This is a genomic window from Dehalococcoides sp. THU4 (assembly GCF_043231265.1).
Taxonomy (GTDB): Bacteria; Chloroflexota; Dehalococcoidia; order Dehalococcoidales; family Dehalococcoidaceae; genus Dehalococcoides; species Dehalococcoides mccartyi.
Genome location: NZ_CP171266.1, coordinates 644,145 through 660,739 on the forward strand (window position 1 = coordinate 644,145; position 16,595 = coordinate 660,739).

Below are 16,595 nucleotides of genomic sequence, written 5' to 3' on the forward strand. Positions count from 1 at the left end.
CTGCTTATCTTTATTGGCTTCCTGTGCAAGTAACGTTGAGGCAGAGGATACGCAGGGAGATATTCCTATGGAGCATGGATATCCGGCTAAAGACCCGAATGTTCCTTACCTGCCTGTTCAAGACCCATTGCCGACTGATTCATGTGGTTGCGGGTGAATAAATGTTGAGACCAATCTCTGATGGTTGGTAGGAGGAAAATCAAAATATGTGGTTTATAATTGGCTTGATAGTTGGGGCTTTGATACTGGGAGTAGTCTGGATGTTAAAACGCAATAACGCCAGCCTTTCCTGGTATGAATGGGTAATCGGTTTAGCTGGCCTGGCATTGCTCCTTTTTACAATCCAGAATTTCATTGGCAGCTTTGCCGAGCTGGAATCCAAGGCCGCTTCTATGTTCCTGCTGGTTACCGGTTTGCCTTCGCTGATACTGCTGGCTTTGGCCTGGCAGCTGGCGGCTAGAAGAACCAAAAAAGCTTAACACTGGGGTTATCTATGTATCTGGAAGGGGAGGGGGTTAACCCCCTCCCCTTTGGTATTACCGTGAAACAGGACTGTTTGTTTTGCGGGCGGTTTAGGGTACTTAGAGAACCGGCTAAGAAGCGAGTTTAAAGCTTGTATCCGGGGTGGCTAAAACAGGCGGGGGTTTATTCGGCCAGAGACAGCCGGTATCCTATGCCGGCCTCGTTTTTGATTATGCACCCGGCCTTCAGGTTTTTTTCTATCTTCAGGCGCAGCCGGGATACGTAAACCCGTATGCTTTCATCTGAACCGGGGTAGGCGTGCCCCCAGAGGGCATCAGATATATCCCGGTAGTCCACTATCTGCCCGTTCCTTTGCAGCAGCAGGCTCATAATCATGGTTTCTACTCTGGTCAGGAATACCCGGTCATTCCGGAACGAAAGCTCATGCTTGGCACAGTCAATGGTAATATCCCCGGATTTTATTATGGCCGTATTTTGGCTGATATTTTTAGATAAGGCTTTTTTCACTCTGGCCAGAAATTCAAGATGGCGGAATGGTTTGGTAATATATTCGTCTGCTCCTTGTTCCAGAGCTTTTAAAACATTTTCCTCGTCTTCACAGGCGGTGACCACAATAATAGGGGCACCGGTAATCGGGCGTATTTCGTCCAGAACCTTCAGGCCGTTCATATCTGGCAGCCCCAGGTCCAGCAGAACCAGGTCAGCCTTGTCGGAGTTTACGCTTTCTACCGCCTCATAACCGGTACGGCAAACAGTAATTTTGGCGTCATGGTAAGATAGTCTTAAGATAGAGCTTATGGTTGAGGCAGCCGCGTCATTATCTTCAACTATTAGAATGTTCATTTACTATCCTGAGGTCAGAAAGTTCGTTTTCGGATATGGTTTTAAGAGGTATGGTAAAAGCAAATTCGCTGCCTTTAGGTTCTGCTGGGTTATAAGTAATCTGGCCGCCATGGGCTTCAACATAGAGTTTGGCAATGGGCAGCCCTAGTCCCAGACCGCTGAGGTTATTCCCGCCGCTGAGTTTGCCGTATTCGGTAAAAAGGTCGGGAATCATGCAGGCGGATACGCCCGCACCGCTGTCAGTTACCCTGAAACGTAAAAATCCTTTTTCTACCCGGGCGGCAACTGAAACGCTGTCCTCTGCCTTGGTATACTTTAAGGCGTTGTCTATCAGGTTGGTCAGTATCTGCAGCAGACGTTCCTTGTCACAATATATATAAGCCTCAGGTGTTTCATCACAAAAGGTAAGGTGTTTATGCTGTTTTTGAAAGATGGGCGTATAACGCATTTGCAGTTCGTCCAGGATATCCTCAACGGAATACTGTGCCATTTTCAGTTTCAGCATGCCTATTTTGCCGCGTTCAAGTTCAATCAAATCGTGGATACGGTTGTTTAAAGTCTCTGCCCCTTCGCGGATACTGCTGGCCAGATTATACAGTTCGGTGCCTTTTTCAGATACATTTACCAGAGCGTCACTGGCGGCCAGCAGCGGGGTCAGGGGGGTTCTGATTTCATGCACCAGTGCCTTAAGGTGGGCTTGCCGTTTCTTGGTTTCGTCCTGTAAAGCCTGTCTGAGCAGGCATTCTTTGGTATAGCTTTCGGCTATAGATTTTTCGGAGGTCTTTACCTTGGTAATATCTTCCATCCGCCCGCAAATGCTGGATATAGAGCAGCTATCATCATAAGATACCCAGAGTATCTCTTTTATCCAGGTGGATTGGCCGTCCTGAATAATCTCGTACTCAGTAGTCAAAGAAGAGCGGTTGGCAAAGCGTTTGCATTTGTCCAGATACAGCCCCCGTTGTTTCAGCAGGCAGTCAAAGTCTATTACCTTAAAACTGCTGTCAGTCTGATGTCCCAGGATAAATTCCAATAGCTTTTCGCATATCTGGTTGGGGGTGGTGGGGGCAACATACGGGCTGAACACCAGATTGTCATGTTTATCCAGAATGTACAGATATTCATCTGAATTGTGGAAAGAGAACGGGAAAATCAGCCGGCGGGTTTCGTCTTCTTCATAACTGGCAAGCTGTATCTTGGCATAAGCCTGGTCAAGTTTATCTTCTAAAAAGTGGGGCTGGGGGTTAAGTACCTCCACCGAGTAGTCAAGAGCGGTGACACTTTTAAGTTTGTTTACATAACTGGTGGCTTTTTCTTCTTCGCCATTTTCCAGAATAAAGGTTATGGGGGCAGGGTAGAGACCCGTTTCAACCGGTTGCATAACCTCCAGGGTGGGCATATTCTGCCAGCAGGTCATAGTGGTAGGATTGCGGAAGATATGCCCCTGTTCTATCCGTTCCTGGTAGATAGCTGTGCCTATGGCTGCTTCGTAACAATTGTCCAGCTCTACTACGGATAACCTGCCGGCATAATGGTCTTTAAGCTGGCTGATAGATTCGTTGCACATACCATAGTTTAAAATGCAGTAGCCGTTTTCCAGAATTGCCCTTTCAATATAATAAGAGAGCATCTCTATTTTTACACTGTAAAAGCAGGAATTGGTTATGGGGTAAATACGCACGTCCAGATTCCTGTGCTGAGCCCAGTTTTTCACGAAGTTACTCATGCTCACGCAGGTGACTATTCCAACCTTGTTATTTTCAGTCTTCATTTGGTAAATCCTCGCTAAGTTTGCAGATAAGCTCCCGGAGTGATTCCGGGAAATAACAAAAAGAGAGCCTGTCTTTGTTCTGGTGCTGGTAGATAAAGGGTACGCCCCCCGCTATGACACTCAGCCCGGCGTCTTTGAAACAGGATTGCAGTTTCGCCAGTTTATCAATATGGTGAAACAGGGTCAGGCTGACAACAGCCTTTGGATAAATCTGCCCGGCCATCTGCCGTATGCTTTGTTCGTCAAGCTCCAGTACCAGCGGCCTGAATCCGTTCAGTTTAAGATAGGCTTTCAGCAGGGTAATACCCGGCGGGATATAGGATGCAGGGCTGAATATGGCTACAGGAGCGCAATCACGGTCTATTATCTGAGCGTTGTCGGCTTTATTTTGGATTATGCCGATAAGATTCCTGGCCTCGTTATGCTGAATCAAGCCCTGTTTGTAGTCGTCAAACATCTGTTCAGCCAGATCAATCAGCTTCGCAGTTTCCGAAGGGAGAACAGCGTGAATGGCTTTTTCAAGTTCAGCGGATTGGGTTCTGGTAATCATACTGCTTTCTGACAGTAAATTCTGATATGCCATATTTCCATTTTATATCTATTAATCTGGTAATACAATGCACCCCCGCACGTTTAGGTAGGGTGTAACAGAACTGATACAGGGTATTACTGATTAGTATCCACTAGTTATTGAGTGTTAGATACGTGATGTAATACCATGCATTTAACACCACTTTAGGACAAGGGCGACGCGCGCAATCTGCCTGGGGCCTATTCTGCAATTAAATCTTACATAGAAAGGTAAACAAAAGGGTCAGGACATGGATGGAAAAATAAACCGCCGTGATTTTGTAAAAGGTGCGGGTATTGCATCTGCTGCCACCGTTGCCACTATCATGGCAACAGCTTCAACTGTATCCGCTGAGGAACTGGTTAATCCGAGTATCAAAGCTATGGATGAAATGGGAAGTGCCTCCCTTACCCGGGACCTGCCGGAAAGTTTTTACAAAAGGATTGAAAACAAGGACGGCTATATAGGTACTACCAGGGTTATTGCCCCTACTCAAAGACTTGATGCCCGCGAACATGGTTTTTCCCAGATAGTCAGGCGCGGCTCAACCGGTGACTGGTCAGGTGAACCCGGAGACTGGGGACCGGTGCTGTTTGCGGCTGTTCAGGAAAAAAAGAAACACGCAGCTGAAATTACCCCTTTGGAAGCGGCTGATTATACCTGGAGTAATGCTTTCCAGATTGCTATGGACAGGTGGCATATTACCCTTGAGCCGGGCCGGTATCAGCAGGCACCTATAGCCGCCACTAAGGTTGAGCTTTCTCCCGAAGAAATGACAGCCCGCATAAAGAAAATCTGCCGCTGGTTTGGCTGTGAGCAGGTGGGTATCTGCGAAGTAACTGAAGATATGAAACCTTTCTTCTACAGCGTTGGCAGAACCAAGGGTACTTATACCACCGGACATGCAAATTATGTAGATGAAGGCCGTGAAATACCCTGGCCGTATCCCTACAAATACTGCATTGTCATGGCTGACAAATGTGATACCGATACTCTAAGTGCCATGACCGGACCTCTGGTTGAGGCCAGTGCTAAAATAGCCTGTTCCCAATCGGACTTTGCTCCCCATTATCTGGAATCCATAATCCGCTCACTGGGACATGATGCTAAGGCCAATATCTTTAGCGATACTGATATCATGGATACCCCCTTTGCGGTCAAAGCCGGCCTGGGTGAACTGGGCAGGAGCGGCCTGGTGATTTCACCCTGGGGCGCCCAGATGAGAATCATGGAAGTCTTTACCAACTTGCCGCTGGTTCCGGATAAGCCCATAGATTTTGGCCTTCAGGAATTCTGCAAGGTCTGCAAGAAGTGTGCTGACAATTGTCCTGCCAGTGCTATTTCCATGGATGACGAACCCAGCGAAGTGGATACGGTAGTCAAATCTATCCGCTGGTTCCAGGATGGCAAAAAATGTTTGTCCCAAAGGTTGGCTTATGGCTGTTCCAAATGCCAGAGCGTCTGCCCCTGGTCTAAACCTGACACCCTGATTCACGAAATAGGGCGTATGGTAGGCCAGAACCCGGCCTTTGCCCCGTTCCTGGTTAAGCTGGATGACTTCTTCTATAACCGCTATCCCGAAGGGCATGCAACCGGTGAATGGGCTCCCTGGAGATAGACACGGGGTCTCTCTGAATATCAAGGTATTTTAAAAAGGAGTTGGAGATATGACAGCAATTATCTTTTTGTTCGGCTTGCTTGTCGGTATATTTGGCAGCTGGCTGTGGCATGCCGCCAAGGAACATAATATAAAACTTATCTGGGTAGATTACCTGATGATGGCTTTGTTTGTTTTGCTGGCTGGCAGCGGTATCGTCTTTGTTAATACATTTAACGAAGAATCGGTGGCCAGTGCCGCCCGCAGTTCCGGTCTGATATTCGGCTTGCTGGCTTTGCTGGTGCTGGGTATAACCTGGCAGCTTATCTGGCGGCGTAACCGCAAATCAGGCATTTAAACCACTTAGTTAGTACTAAGAAGAAAGGCAGGGGGCTGTATGGCCTTCTGCCTTTCTTTTTGTATTTGGCAGGTAAAGGCTAATCCTATTTGAGTGTTAGTTGGGGTAAATTTGACATAAAAACCAGATTGTTATATCCTTAGTTAACTGCACAAGCAGGGCAACACAGATAAGAAAATATAGTAATTCGGGTTTGGCCCCGGTTTCACATGGCCTGGCCCGGGCAGGGAAAAATCCCAGGGCTGGGTAGCTTTTCAACCGTCCTCATTGAAGGACCGGCTCATCTACCCCCAAGGTAATTACTTGCACTCCTATCTTCTGCATCCTTTTTAGAACAGGGCAGGATAATGATGGGATATAAGATTTCCTATCTGGACAACAGTGAGAAATTAGCGGTTGTCTGACTGCCGGCAGAAGAAAAATATGAGTGCCAAGCACTCAACAGGAGTTGTATGCCTTTCGAATCTTTCAATTTTGCTCCGGCTGTTATGGCCGGGGTCAGGGCTTGCGGTTATAAAGAGCCCACCCCCATTCAGGCCCAGGCTATCCCCCCTATTTTAGAGGGGCATGATGTTATTGGTCTGGCCCAAACAGGTACTGGCAAAACCGCGGCTTATGCTTTACCCGTTATCCAGAAAATGCTTTCTACCCCCAGGGGGCGGGTACGTACTTTGGTGCTGGCGCCTACCAGAGAGCTGGCTTGCCAGATTGCTGAGAGTTTCCGCTCACTGGGTCAGCGCGCCCGCATCCGGGAGTGCTCTATCTACGGCGGGGTTAATATGGACCAGCAAATCCGCCGCTTACGGAGCGGGGTAGATGTGGTAGTGGCTTGCCCCGGCAGGCTTTTAGACCATATCTGGCGGGGAACTATTGATATTTGCGGGGTGGAGACCCTGATTATAGACGAGGCTGACCGCATGTTTGATATGGGTTTCCAGCCGGATATCCAGAGTATTTTGAAATGCCTGGTTCAGCCGCATCAGACCCTTTTATTTTCAGCCACCATGCCGCCGGAAGTCCGCAAGCTTACCCTGGAAACCCAGACTAATCCGGTAACTATCCAGATTGGTACTCAGGCTCCGGCAAGCAGTGTCAGCCACAGTGTTTATCCGGTGAAAAACCACCAGAAAACCCCTTTGCTGATTGAAATTCTGAAAACAACGGAGACCAAGTCTGTTTTGATATTTGCCCGCACCAAGTACGGGGCGGAAAACCTGGCTGATGAAATATCCAGAGCCGGTTTTACTACTGCTTCGCTTCAGGGCAATCTTTCTCAAAACCGCCGCCATGCCGTTATGGAAGGCTTCCGCCGGGGGAATTTTAAAATTCTGGTGGCTACCGATATTGCCGCCAGGGGTCTGGATATTGACCATATTTCCCACGTGATAAATTATGATATGCCGGATACCCCTGAAGATTATACTCACCGTATCGGACGGACCGGGCGTTTTGACCGCACCGGGCAGGCCCTCAGCCTGGTGACCGGGCGTGATGGTGATATGGTAAGGGATATTCAAAAACTTATAAACAGCCCAATCCAGCGCCTCCGGGTTGACGGGTTTGATTATGCCACCACCCGTAATGACGGGCAGAACCATTCGCAGCGCCGGGGTTTTGCTCCCCGCCGGGGTTATTCGGCTGAGGGTTATAACCGCTCTGAAATGCCTGCAGCTGAAACTTCACCAAATAGTCTTACGGCTGAAATGCCCGCAGGCAATGTCAGGCCGTTTAGTCAGGCTGTCCGTTCCGGACGTCCGGCTGATTCCGCCCCCCGTTTCCGCCGGGAAGGGTACTCTGCCCCCCGCTTTGGGGGACGCCCTTCGTTTGAGGATGCCCCTATAACGGCGGCTAAGCCTGCAGCCAGGTTTAATGCCCGTCCTGCTTTCAGGAAAGAGGATGACGCTCAAGCTGCGGCTAAAGCCTACCCTTCATTTGGCAGGGAAACCGGAGTGACTTCGGCTGAAAATACCCGGTCCGTTTCTGAAAACCAGGAGCAGTTTTCAAGCCGCCGTCCGGCCCGCTTTAACGGCAAAGCTTCTTTTGCAAACCGCCCGGCCCGGCCGGGGAATAAAGTGGGAAAACCGCCCTTCTTCAGGCGCTCAAAACCGCCTGTTTCAGAGAATAACCCAACTTATTAGGAATAAAAGGGGAGTGCCAAAATCACTCCCCTTAGTTTTCAAAAGGTTATTTGACGGACTCTATGGCGGGTGTTATATTAGCCTGATTAATACGGTGCATAAACAAAAGCTGTTTATTTTGGTATTTTGCTTTGGGATAAACTGTATCTGGTTTAAAGGAGCATAGCCTTGTCGCTGACTGTTTTGTGGATAATATTTGCCGTAATGGTGCTGTGTATGCTGGCACTGGACCTGGGCGTCTTTCACCGCCGTGCCCATGAAGTAAAAACCAAAGAAGCCCTTATCTGGAGCGGCGTCTGGATTTTGCTGGCCCTGATATTCGGCGGGCTTATATATTTCAGTATGGGCAGTGAAGTCGGGCTTAATTACCTGAGCGGGTATATTATTGAGCTGTCCCTTTCGGTAGATAACCTGTTTGTGTTTATCATGATATTCTCGTACTTTTGTATTAAGCGGGAGTATCAGCACAAGGTTTTGTTCTGGGGTATTCTGGGGGCTATTATTATGCGGGCGGTTTTTATAGCGGCCGGCATTACCCTTATAGAAAACCTCAGCTGGGTACTGTATATATTCGGGGCTTTCCTTATCTATACCGGTATCCGCATGGTCAAAGACCAAAATCAGGAAATACACCCTGATAAAAACCCGCTGGTGAATTTTGTCTGCCGTATTTTGCCCATGACCAACAAACTGCACGGAGACCATTTCTTTATAAAAGAAAACGGCAGAAAACTGGCTACCCCCCTGATTCTGGTGCTGGTTACCATAGAGGCTATGGATTTGGTTTTTGCCATAGATTCCATACCGGCGGTTATGGCTATTACTTTAGACCCGTTTATTGTCTTTACGTCCAATATCTTTGCGGTGATGGGCCTTAGGGCTATGTATATGGCTCTTTCGGGGATTATCCAAAAGCTGCATTATCTGCATTATGGTTTGGCTGCTATCTTGTCTTTTCTGGGTATCAAGATGCTTATCAGTGAATTTGTCCACCTGCCGGTGGCGCTTTCCTTAAGTGTGGTGGCGGTTATACTGGCGGTATCGGTTGCGGCGTCACTTCTTAAGCCGCCTAAGGAAATAAAGCCGGTTGAAGTACCTCACCCGGAGTGTCCGGTAGATGAGGGTGATAAGTAAACAACAGGGGGGCGAAAGCCCCCTTCCTTTTTCCCGGTATTATCTGGCCTGGTGTGCTTTCCCCGTGAATTTTGCCTGACTAAAATGGCATAGCTATGCGCTTTGGGGGATTCAGGTGAAATTATATGGTCAGGGCAGGAAACAGGGCTTAAAAGGGGTTCTAGCCTGGCTGGTAGCCCTCGTTCTGGGCGATGTTATCCAGATGAATGGAAACAGCGTCTTCCACTTCAGGCAGGCATTCACGTCCCAGCCGCCGTTCGTCAGTGGTCTTGATGTATGATTTGCACTTTTCGCAGACATCTGCCCGCTGGTAGGGGAATACCGCAGAGTAAAAGTGGCGGAGTTTTTCAGTGTTGGCATTAGTGCAGTAGGCGCATTTTATCCGCCGGTAATTCCACTGGGTATGGCAGAGTGAGCAGAAAAGGCGGCGGGCACCGGTGTCTTTGTCCAGCCGTGAGTAGCGGGGGCTGGAACCGCAAATGGGGCAGGTATTTTTATCCCAGCCCAGCAGGTCTACCTGCGGCTGGTAATATTTAGCCTGGGCAACCAGGAATGGCGAAACCAGATTGGTCACAAAAAACAGCAGGGTTTCAGGATTGAAGCTGGTTTTTTGGGTAAACTCAGCCAGATAGTCCAGATTGTCTGCCAGCAGGGCGGAAATAAAGCCGGATAATCCTTCAGGATGGCTTTCTATCAGCTTAAGCAGGGCTGGAGCGGGGAATTTCTCTCCGGCGGTTTGGGTAAAGGTGCGTCCCAGTTTAAGGCCTGTCTGGTGAAAAAGTTCGGCCGGGGGGCTAAGCGGAATACCTTTCAGTATATATTCCCCGGATGCCAGTTTGGCTATGGCATCTTCCTCTGAAATAAGGGGAGCCGGCTCCTCTTGCGAGGAAGCCGACTCCTGAATTGCAAAAACCTTCTGGTACAGGGCAAGTATGGTTTCCAGTTCCGGCTGAGCGGCCCTGTATCTTTCAATTTCCGAATTGATACGCTCCAGCCGATTAGTATTCATTTAGCTTGCCGGTATAACCTCAGGTGCTTTCTTGACCTGTTCGGGGGTAAGCCCCTTCATGTGGTCAGAATAAAGCGGCAGGTATTTGGCACACAGACGGAATACATACATCGCCCCGGCAATAAGGCCGAAGGTGAAGACAAATTCCAGTATGTGCGGGAAGTAGCTGCCTTCGCGGTTGGGAGCCTGAGAGATAACCAGGGTGTTTATGCGGTTTAAGACCACACCCATAATTATCAAACCGGTTGACCAGAGAAGGCCGGTGCGCGAAGTGCGGACCTTCTTTATAAAGAGCAGTATCATGGGCAGTAACATGCCGATACCTACTTCAGCTACCCAGAGTACGGTATACCAGTCACCGTTAAGGCCGGCGGCCAGGTTTCCGGTGATAGCGTAGTCAACGCCGCGGGCTGCCAGATAAACCAGCAGAATCCAGGCGATAACCAGCCCCAGTTTGGAAAGTATATCCATACGCAGGGTCATCTTCCATGAGCGGGACAGGATAATGGAGAAGTAAGTGAGTACTGCCAGACCCAGAGCCATGGCGGATACCAGGAAGAGGTGACCCATCAGCGGGCCGTGCCAGAGGGGCTGCTGAGCCGGGTTAATCAGGAACAGGGCACCCAGTGAAGACTGGTGGAGGAAGGAGAGCATAATGCCGAAGATAACCAGCGGGATAATAAAGGCGTGCTGCAGGTTACCCAGCTTCTTCCAGCCAATACGTTCAAAAATATTGTTGGAGAATTCAAGGTAGAGTACGGTCAGGTACATCATAACGCACCAGCCTACTTCAAACATGATGGACTCATGGTTCCACATCCAGATAGGATGAACAATCCGTATGGAGCGGGCAAGGTCAATCATGATGCCGATAGCGCCGATGGTGTAACACAATGCACCAATGAGAATAGCCGGCCGTACCAGGGGGCGGAATTTCTCAAAACCGAATATGTATACAATGGCAGCCATGGTAAAACCACCAGCCGCCGAGGCGATATATGCGCCTACGTCAAAGGCAACCCAAAGACCCCAGGGCCAGTTATCTGAAAGGTTGGTAATGGGACCCAGACCGTAAGCCAGTTTTAATCCGGCTACGGTTAAGGCGCCCAGAGCAAGGATAATCTGGAGGAGTCCCCATTTGCCGAATAAAGGCACGTTGGGGTTGCCGGTCTGTTCGAGCTTGTTTACCCAGCCCTTGATGGCACTGAACATGCTCTAAAGCCCTCCCTTCCTGGAAGGAGAATTCCCTTCCGTATATGCGAGTTCGCCGTTTAATTTAGCATTTAGATACTTCATGGCTTAGTCCTCAAGTACCTTGTAGCGTCCGGTAATGGTCGGTACGGTACCGTCGGCTTCTTTTTCCACCTTGACCAGGAACGCCTTGAACTCAGGAGTGGAGGAGTTGGAGTCTGCGGTGTTCGGGGCAAGTGTGTTGGCACTGTCACCCTGTGCAATCCCCATAAAGCCCCAGTGATAGGGTATAGCTACCTGATGAACAGTCTTGCCGCCAATACTGAATGGTTTAAGCCGCTTGGTAACGGCCGCAGCCACTGACACACTGCCTCTGGCCGAGGTCAGTTTGACAATATCACCGGCTTTGATACCCTTTTCGCTGGCCAGCTGTTCGGATATTTCCACATAAGCGGCCGGGGCAAGTTCTACCAGGAAAGGCATATTGCGGGTTAGTTCTCCGCCCAGACTATGCTCAACGGTGCGTACAGTAGTGCAGATAACCGGATATTCACCGGCACTGCCATTAGTGTCGCCCTCAAAGACCATAGCGGCCGGATTATTCTGGGTGCCGGACAGAGCATTGTCCACCGGGCTTTCCCAGGGTTCGTAATGTTCGGGCATGGGGCCGTCAGCCATAGCGGCAAAGAGTTGTCCTTGATTGCCGCTTGTGCCTTTGAAGGGCAGTCCGCCGCTCTGATTAACCGGGGGGTTATTGCCGTCAACAATGTCACCGCTCCAACCCATACCGTTCCAGCTGACAACGGGTTTAGCCGCATTGAAGGGCTGGCCGCTCAGGTCAACTGAAGCCCGGTTGTTCAGGATACGGATATTCACCGGCCAGCTCCAGGCCCAACCGGCATGGAAGACACCGGTCTGTTCGCGGCGCGCCATCTGGTTGCCGGCATCTGTAAAGCTGCCGACATAAAGATTGTTGCCGCAGGCAACCGTTCCGTCCGTCCTCAGCTCTTCAGGGCTTTCAAGCTGCTGCAGGGAAGATACTTTATAGCCGTTCATCTCTTTGGCTACGTCAGCCGCAGAGGGGTTGGTGCTGTAAGTCCAGCTGAGCTTGGTGATAGCTTCTGCATTAAGAGCGCTTTCGCCCTGATAAAGGGACTGGATGCGGCTAAGCAGGGAGCTGATAACCTCCAGCTCGGATTTGGCTTCACCCGGAGCACTTACGGCCTGGTTCCGCCACTGTACCCAGCGGTCGGCATTGGTTACGCTGCCTTCCTTTTCATAAGAACAGGCGGCGGGCAGCAGGAAGACTTCGGTCTGGGAACTGATGCCTTCTTTCTTCCAGAAAGCGGCAGTTTCAGATTCAAACATATCTGTCACTACCAGCCAGTCCAGTTTAGCCAGGGCTTGAGTGGCTTGACCGGCAGCGGCACTTTCAACCACCGGGTTTGCACCCCAGGCGAAAGCACCTTTGATAATGCCGGCAGCCATCTGCTTGATAGCATTTACATAAGAGTAATCGGTATTTGTATCTGTCTTGGGCAGGAAGCTGAAACCAAAGCCATTTGAGCTGGAGGCATTAGAGCCGTACCAGGCCTTCAAAAGGCTGGCTGCGTTCTGCTCGCTGGATTTAGCGGCAAAAGCAGCAAAATTGGTGTCATCTTCGGTGGGGGCAGATAAATAACCGGGCAGTTTGTTCCAGGCAACACCATTGTCGGCTGCACCCTGTACGTTAGATTCGCCGCCCAAGGCGAATAAACCGCCGCCGGATACGCCGATATTGCCCAGCAGCATCTGAAGTATGGCATAAGCCCGGACTGTCTGAGCGCCGGAAGTGTGCTGGGTGGAGCTCATGGCGTAGATAATAGCGCCGGCCTTGTCAGCTTTGCCGGTTGCGGCAAAAGAGGCACAGATCTTTGCAAAATCAGCCTGAGAGCAGCCACAGGTTGCGGCTACCATTTCCGGGGTGTAACGGGCATATTGCTTCTTCAAAAGCTGGAAGACACAGTTGGGGTTGGTCAGGGTTTTGTCTATTATCGGGTCGCCGTTGCTGGCTTTGGCAAAACTCCAGTTTGACTGGTCGTAAGAATGGCTGGCGGAGTTGTAACCGGTAAACATACCGTCCAAATCAGCCGGGCCCTTGAAGTTGGAATTTACTACCATGCCGGCAGTGGTGTACTCGGTAATATAAGTCAGGTTGTAATTTGCGGGGTGGGCTTCAATGTCAGCAATGACATACTTGATAAGACCGCCGGTAAAGGCAATCTCCGAACCGGAGCGGGCGGCAACGAATGTGCCGGCCTTGGCCGCAGTCCGGGTCAGGCGGCAGTCAACGCTGATAAGCTCTGCCCCTTTGCCCATGGCTTCACCCAGATGGGAGAAACAGGCAGGGTAGTTTTCAGCCGGGTTACCGCCCATGTCCAAAATGACATTGGCGTTGCTGATATCCGTCCAGCTGTTGTTCATGGCATGATGCCCGAATGAAGCCGCCAGGGCTTCCAGGCTGGAAGCGGTACTCAGTCTGGCCTGGCTGTCCAGGTAGACAATACCCAGGGCGCGAAGCATCTTGGACAGCAGATAACATTCTTCGTTGTCCAGTGTAGCCCCGCCCAGTGAGGCAATAGCCTCGGTGCGGTTGACAGTCTTGCCGGCAGCATTTGTAGCTACAAACCCGCTGTCACGGCTGGCTTTTACCTTGTTGGCAATTTCACCAAGGGCCCAATCCCAGCTTTTCTCTTCCCAATCACTTGCACCGGCGGCACGGTAAAGCACCTTTTCTAGACGGTGTTTGTTATTGTGAAGCTGAATCAGTGAAGCACCCTTGGAACAGGCACTCCCCCGATTTACTGGATTATCAGGATCACCTTCCATATTGGTGAGGTTGCCGGCCGAATCGGTATAGCAGATAAATCCGCAACCGCTGGCGTCAAAGGGACAGATGGTGGTGGTTTCTTTTACCCACCGGGGGCGCGTGTCAACCATCGTGGGCTCAACACCCTTGATGGGTCCACGGAAAAGACCAGCTGTGGCAAAGAGACCCGCGGTCCCTCCGCTGATCTTGAGGAAATCTCGCCTACTAAACTGAGACCTCATCACTACCTCCTTACTAAAGGCTCTGGAGACACAATTTGTTAATATGATATACCAAGTAGTTGTTTAAACGCAAGTTAAAATCACGAATAAATTATATCCAAAGTACTAGTGCTGGGGTTTAATCAGGAATAAATCTTTTCAAAAATATTCTTTGGCTGGGAAAACCCGGTAAACCAGGCGGTCTTTAAACTGAAAATGCCGTAAAATATTCCAAAATATCTTAGGCTCTTCCCGGACAACAGGCATAGTTCCCGCCTGCCTGGCTTTGAGATTCTGAAACGTATTTTTGCAGCCGGGTATTCGGGTAAAACTGGTTTCGGCTATGTTTAAACTTGATTTGGAGTCTGCATTCCGCTATTTTTTAAGGTATGAGAATTATTGCCGGAGATGCCAAAGGCAAAAACATAATTGTACCCCAGCGTAAAGCCACCCGCCCGGCTACCGAACTGGTCAGGGGAGCCATGATGTCCATGCTGGAGGCAATAGCCGAAGACTGGAGTGAGGTGCTGGATATTTATTCCGGCAGCGGCTCTTTAGGTTTGGAAGCCCTTTCCCGCGGGGCCGGTCATGTAGATTTTGTTGAACATGAACGCGCCTGTTGTGATATAATAAAACAAAATTTGGAAACCATTGGCTGTGCAGGCCAGGCTCACGTTTATTGTTTGGATGTACCCAAGGCTATGTCCTTGCTAGGCAAGCAATATGACGTAATACTGGCAGACCCTCCGTACCGTAACCAGCAGATTGGCGAGGTACTGGAAAAGCTGGGGAATTCCAGCCTTATAGGCGAAAACACAGTTATGGCGGTTACCCATTCCGCCCATCTGACCCTGGCGGAGCGTTACGGGCGGCTTACGATGTTAAAAGAACATCGTCACGGGGATAGCCTGATTGCTATATATAGAAAGGACAGCAGTTTTGATAGCCATTTACCCGGGCCGGTTTGACCCGGTAACCCTAGGCCATCTCAGCGTCGCCAGACGCGCTTCTGGCTTTTGTGACCGGCTGATTATTGCTGTCTTTGATAATCCTGCCAAACCGGGTCTTTTTACGGCTGCCGAAAGGGTAGACCTTATTAAACAATCCGTCAAAGACCTTCCTAATGTAGAGGTGCATTCTTTCAGCGGGCTTATGGTTAATTTTGCCCGCAGGATGGGTGTTTCACTTATAATCCGCGGTCTCAGGGTAGGGGCTGATTTTGAGCGTGAAATGGAAATGTACGTCATGAACCGCCGTCTGGACGAGGGGATTGAGCTTTGCTGTCTTTTCTCAGAGCCTCAGTACCAGTATCTCAGTGCTTCGCTTATCAAAGAAGTGGTAATGCTGGGGGGGGATTCAAACGGGTTAATCTCGGAACATGTGGCAGATGCTTTAAAAAACAAGTTGGCGTCTGCCTAGTGTGGTATAATCAATTAATTATTTTACAGGAGGGTGTATCGCCAGAAGAAGTTTTGCTTAAGACAGATTTTGGAGGTAGAAGGAATTTATGTCGTTCAAGATAACAGATGACTGTATCAGTTGCGGAGCTTGCGAACCGGAATGCCCCAATAAAGCTATTTCGGAGGGCGAGACTATTTACATTATTGACCCTGAAAGGTGCTCTGAGTGTGTGGGTGCTTTTGAAACCCCTCAGTGCGTTGAAATCTGCCCGGTAGACTCATGTGTGAAATGCTGCAATGAATCTCACGAAGAGTTGCTGGCCAAATGGCAGAAGCTGCACCCCGGCGAAAGCCCCAAGTAACAAACCGGAAATTTTAAGGCGATCTGGATAGATTGTTTTAAATAAAACAGTAAATGCCCTAGGGCCATCTGGGTTACGGCGGTTTAGTGTGCTGGTTTTGGATTGGCTTTAGTTGAAGAAGTCCCGGATAACACCGAATTCATCAGGTAAAAGCGACAAAATCAGCGGGAACTTGTCAAGAAGTATCTGGGCAATGGCAGAGTCAGTAATGACCGAAGCGGAGCCAAAGAACTTGACCCAGATGGCCAGCAGGGCGGCAGTAAAAATGCCGGAAACCAGCAAACCGAATATTGCGCCCCCCAGCCGATTTATCCAGTTAAGGAAAGTCGGCTTTATTATGGCATCAAGCAGCTTGGCAATGATAGTGGTGGCTGCCCAGATGACCATGAGTACCAGCAGGAAAGCCACTATATTGGCCCACTCCGGGCTGGATATAAAACTGAGCCATTCGGCCACTGTGGGGTAAAAACGCCCTGCCAGTATAATGCCGATAATCAGCCCCACCAGATGCAGAAAGTTGCGTATCAGTCCGGTAAAAAAGCCGCTTACGGTCTGAATGCCCAGTACTATCAGTAAAACTATATCTAGCCAGTTCATAGCTTTGATTAAAGCATATCTGCATGGGTAAACGCAATAGCCGGATTGGTCTGGATTTGTCAGCCGTATTTA

15 protein-coding genes are annotated in these 16,595 nt (G+C 49.7%); 8 read left to right on the top strand and 7 right to left on the bottom strand.

The features are described from left to right. Positions 1-206: 206 nt before the first annotated feature. On the top strand, positions 207-479 hold the full coding sequence (locus ACE6F3_RS03440; RefSeq protein ID WP_010935978.1) for a hypothetical protein: 273 nt from the start codon (positions 207-209) through the stop codon (positions 477-479). 166 nt (positions 480-645) lie between these two features. Here the strand turns inward: ACE6F3_RS03440 and ACE6F3_RS03445 are convergent, their stop codons facing one another. From ACE6F3_RS03445 to ACE6F3_RS03455, 3 genes are read right to left on the bottom strand one after another with little or no spacing between them, the layout of a single operon-like run. Then, positions 646-1,326: a response regulator transcription factor gene (locus tag ACE6F3_RS03445; RefSeq protein WP_041341016.1), complete on the bottom strand. Its 681-nt coding sequence runs from the start codon at positions 1,324-1,326 to the stop codon at positions 646-648. Beyond that, complete coding sequence (locus tag ACE6F3_RS03450; protein ID WP_324664030.1) at positions 1,307-3,097, bottom strand: HAMP domain-containing sensor histidine kinase; 1,791 nt, start codon at positions 3,095-3,097, stop codon at positions 1,307-1,309. Before ACE6F3_RS03450 ends, ACE6F3_RS03445 begins: the two co-directional genes overlap by 20 nt. After that, positions 3,087-3,647: a hypothetical protein gene (locus ACE6F3_RS03455; protein WP_324664028.1), complete on the bottom strand. Its 561-nt coding sequence runs from the start codon at positions 3,645-3,647 to the stop codon at positions 3,087-3,089. The genes ACE6F3_RS03450 and ACE6F3_RS03455 overlap by 11 nt, the downstream gene beginning before the upstream one ends. 271 nt (positions 3,648-3,918) lie before the next feature. On the opposite strand from ACE6F3_RS03455, the gene ACE6F3_RS03460 reads away from it, so the two are divergent. The 4 genes from ACE6F3_RS03460 to ACE6F3_RS03475 all read left to right on the top strand — a co-directional run bounded on the left by ACE6F3_RS03460 (position 3,919) and on the right by ACE6F3_RS03475 (position 8,895). Continuing rightward, a complete protein-coding gene (locus ACE6F3_RS03460; RefSeq protein WP_010935983.1) occupies positions 3,919-5,286 on the top strand; it encodes a reductive dehalogenase in 1,368 nt (455 codons plus the stop codon). Positions 5,287-5,335: 49 nt separating this feature from the next. After that, positions 5,336-5,623 carry a hypothetical protein gene (locus ACE6F3_RS03465; protein ID WP_041341023.1) on the top strand — a complete coding sequence of 96 codons (288 nt, stop codon included), beginning with the start codon at positions 5,336-5,338 and terminating at the stop codon, positions 5,621-5,623. Between the two features lie 452 nt (positions 5,624-6,075). Then, positions 6,076-7,761, top strand: a complete 1,686-nt coding sequence (locus tag ACE6F3_RS03470) for a DEAD/DEAH box helicase (RefSeq protein ID WP_324664024.1) — start codon at positions 6,076-6,078, stop codon at positions 7,759-7,761. 168 nt (positions 7,762-7,929) lie between these two features. Further along, positions 7,930-8,895 (top strand): TerC family protein, encoded by a 966-nt coding sequence (locus ACE6F3_RS03475; protein WP_041341027.1) that lies wholly within the window; start codon positions 7,930-7,932, stop codon positions 8,893-8,895. A 160-nt stretch (positions 8,896-9,055) separates the two neighbouring features. On the opposite strand, the gene ACE6F3_RS03480 is transcribed toward ACE6F3_RS03475, so the two are convergent. The 3 genes from ACE6F3_RS03480 to fdnG form a co-directional block, all read right to left on the bottom strand. Then, positions 9,056-9,904: a formate dehydrogenase accessory protein FdhE gene (locus tag ACE6F3_RS03480; RefSeq protein WP_041341029.1), complete on the bottom strand. Its 849-nt coding sequence runs from the start codon at positions 9,902-9,904 to the stop codon at positions 9,056-9,058. After that, a complete protein-coding gene (gene nrfD / locus ACE6F3_RS03485; RefSeq protein WP_058292314.1) occupies positions 9,905-11,116 on the bottom strand; it encodes an NrfD/PsrC family molybdoenzyme membrane anchor subunit in 1,212 nt (403 codons plus the stop codon). Positions 11,117-11,203: 87 nt separating this feature from the next. Continuing rightward, positions 11,204-14,185 carry a formate dehydrogenase-N subunit alpha gene (gene fdnG / locus ACE6F3_RS03490; RefSeq protein ID WP_324664021.1) on the bottom strand — a complete coding sequence of 994 codons (2,982 nt, stop codon included), beginning with the start codon at positions 14,183-14,185 and terminating at the stop codon, positions 11,204-11,206. Positions 14,186-14,553: 368 nt separating this feature from the next. Here fdnG and rsmD point away from each other — a divergent pair, with 368 nt between their 5' ends. The 3 genes from rsmD (at position 14,554) to ACE6F3_RS03505 (ending at position 15,926) form a co-directional block, all read left to right on the top strand. After that, entirely contained in the window at positions 14,554-15,132 is a 579-nt protein-coding gene (gene rsmD, locus ACE6F3_RS03495) for a 16S rRNA (guanine(966)-N(2))-methyltransferase RsmD (protein ID WP_058292311.1), read from the top strand. Next, entirely contained in the window at positions 15,104-15,583 is a 480-nt protein-coding gene (gene coaD / locus ACE6F3_RS03500) for a pantetheine-phosphate adenylyltransferase (RefSeq protein ID WP_324664017.1), read from the top strand. The genes rsmD and coaD overlap by 29 nt, the downstream gene beginning before the upstream one ends. An 88-nt stretch (positions 15,584-15,671) precedes the next feature. Continuing rightward, a complete protein-coding gene (locus ACE6F3_RS03505) occupies positions 15,672-15,926 on the top strand; it encodes a YfhL family 4Fe-4S dicluster ferredoxin (RefSeq protein ID WP_010935994.1) in 255 nt (84 codons plus the stop codon). Positions 15,927-16,034: 108 nt separating this feature from the next. Here the strand turns inward: ACE6F3_RS03505 and ACE6F3_RS03510 are convergent, their stop codons facing one another. Continuing rightward, positions 16,035-16,523: a CvpA family protein gene (locus ACE6F3_RS03510; RefSeq protein ID WP_010935995.1), complete on the bottom strand. Its 489-nt coding sequence runs from the start codon at positions 16,521-16,523 to the stop codon at positions 16,035-16,037. Positions 16,524-16,595 lie beyond the last annotated feature (72 nt).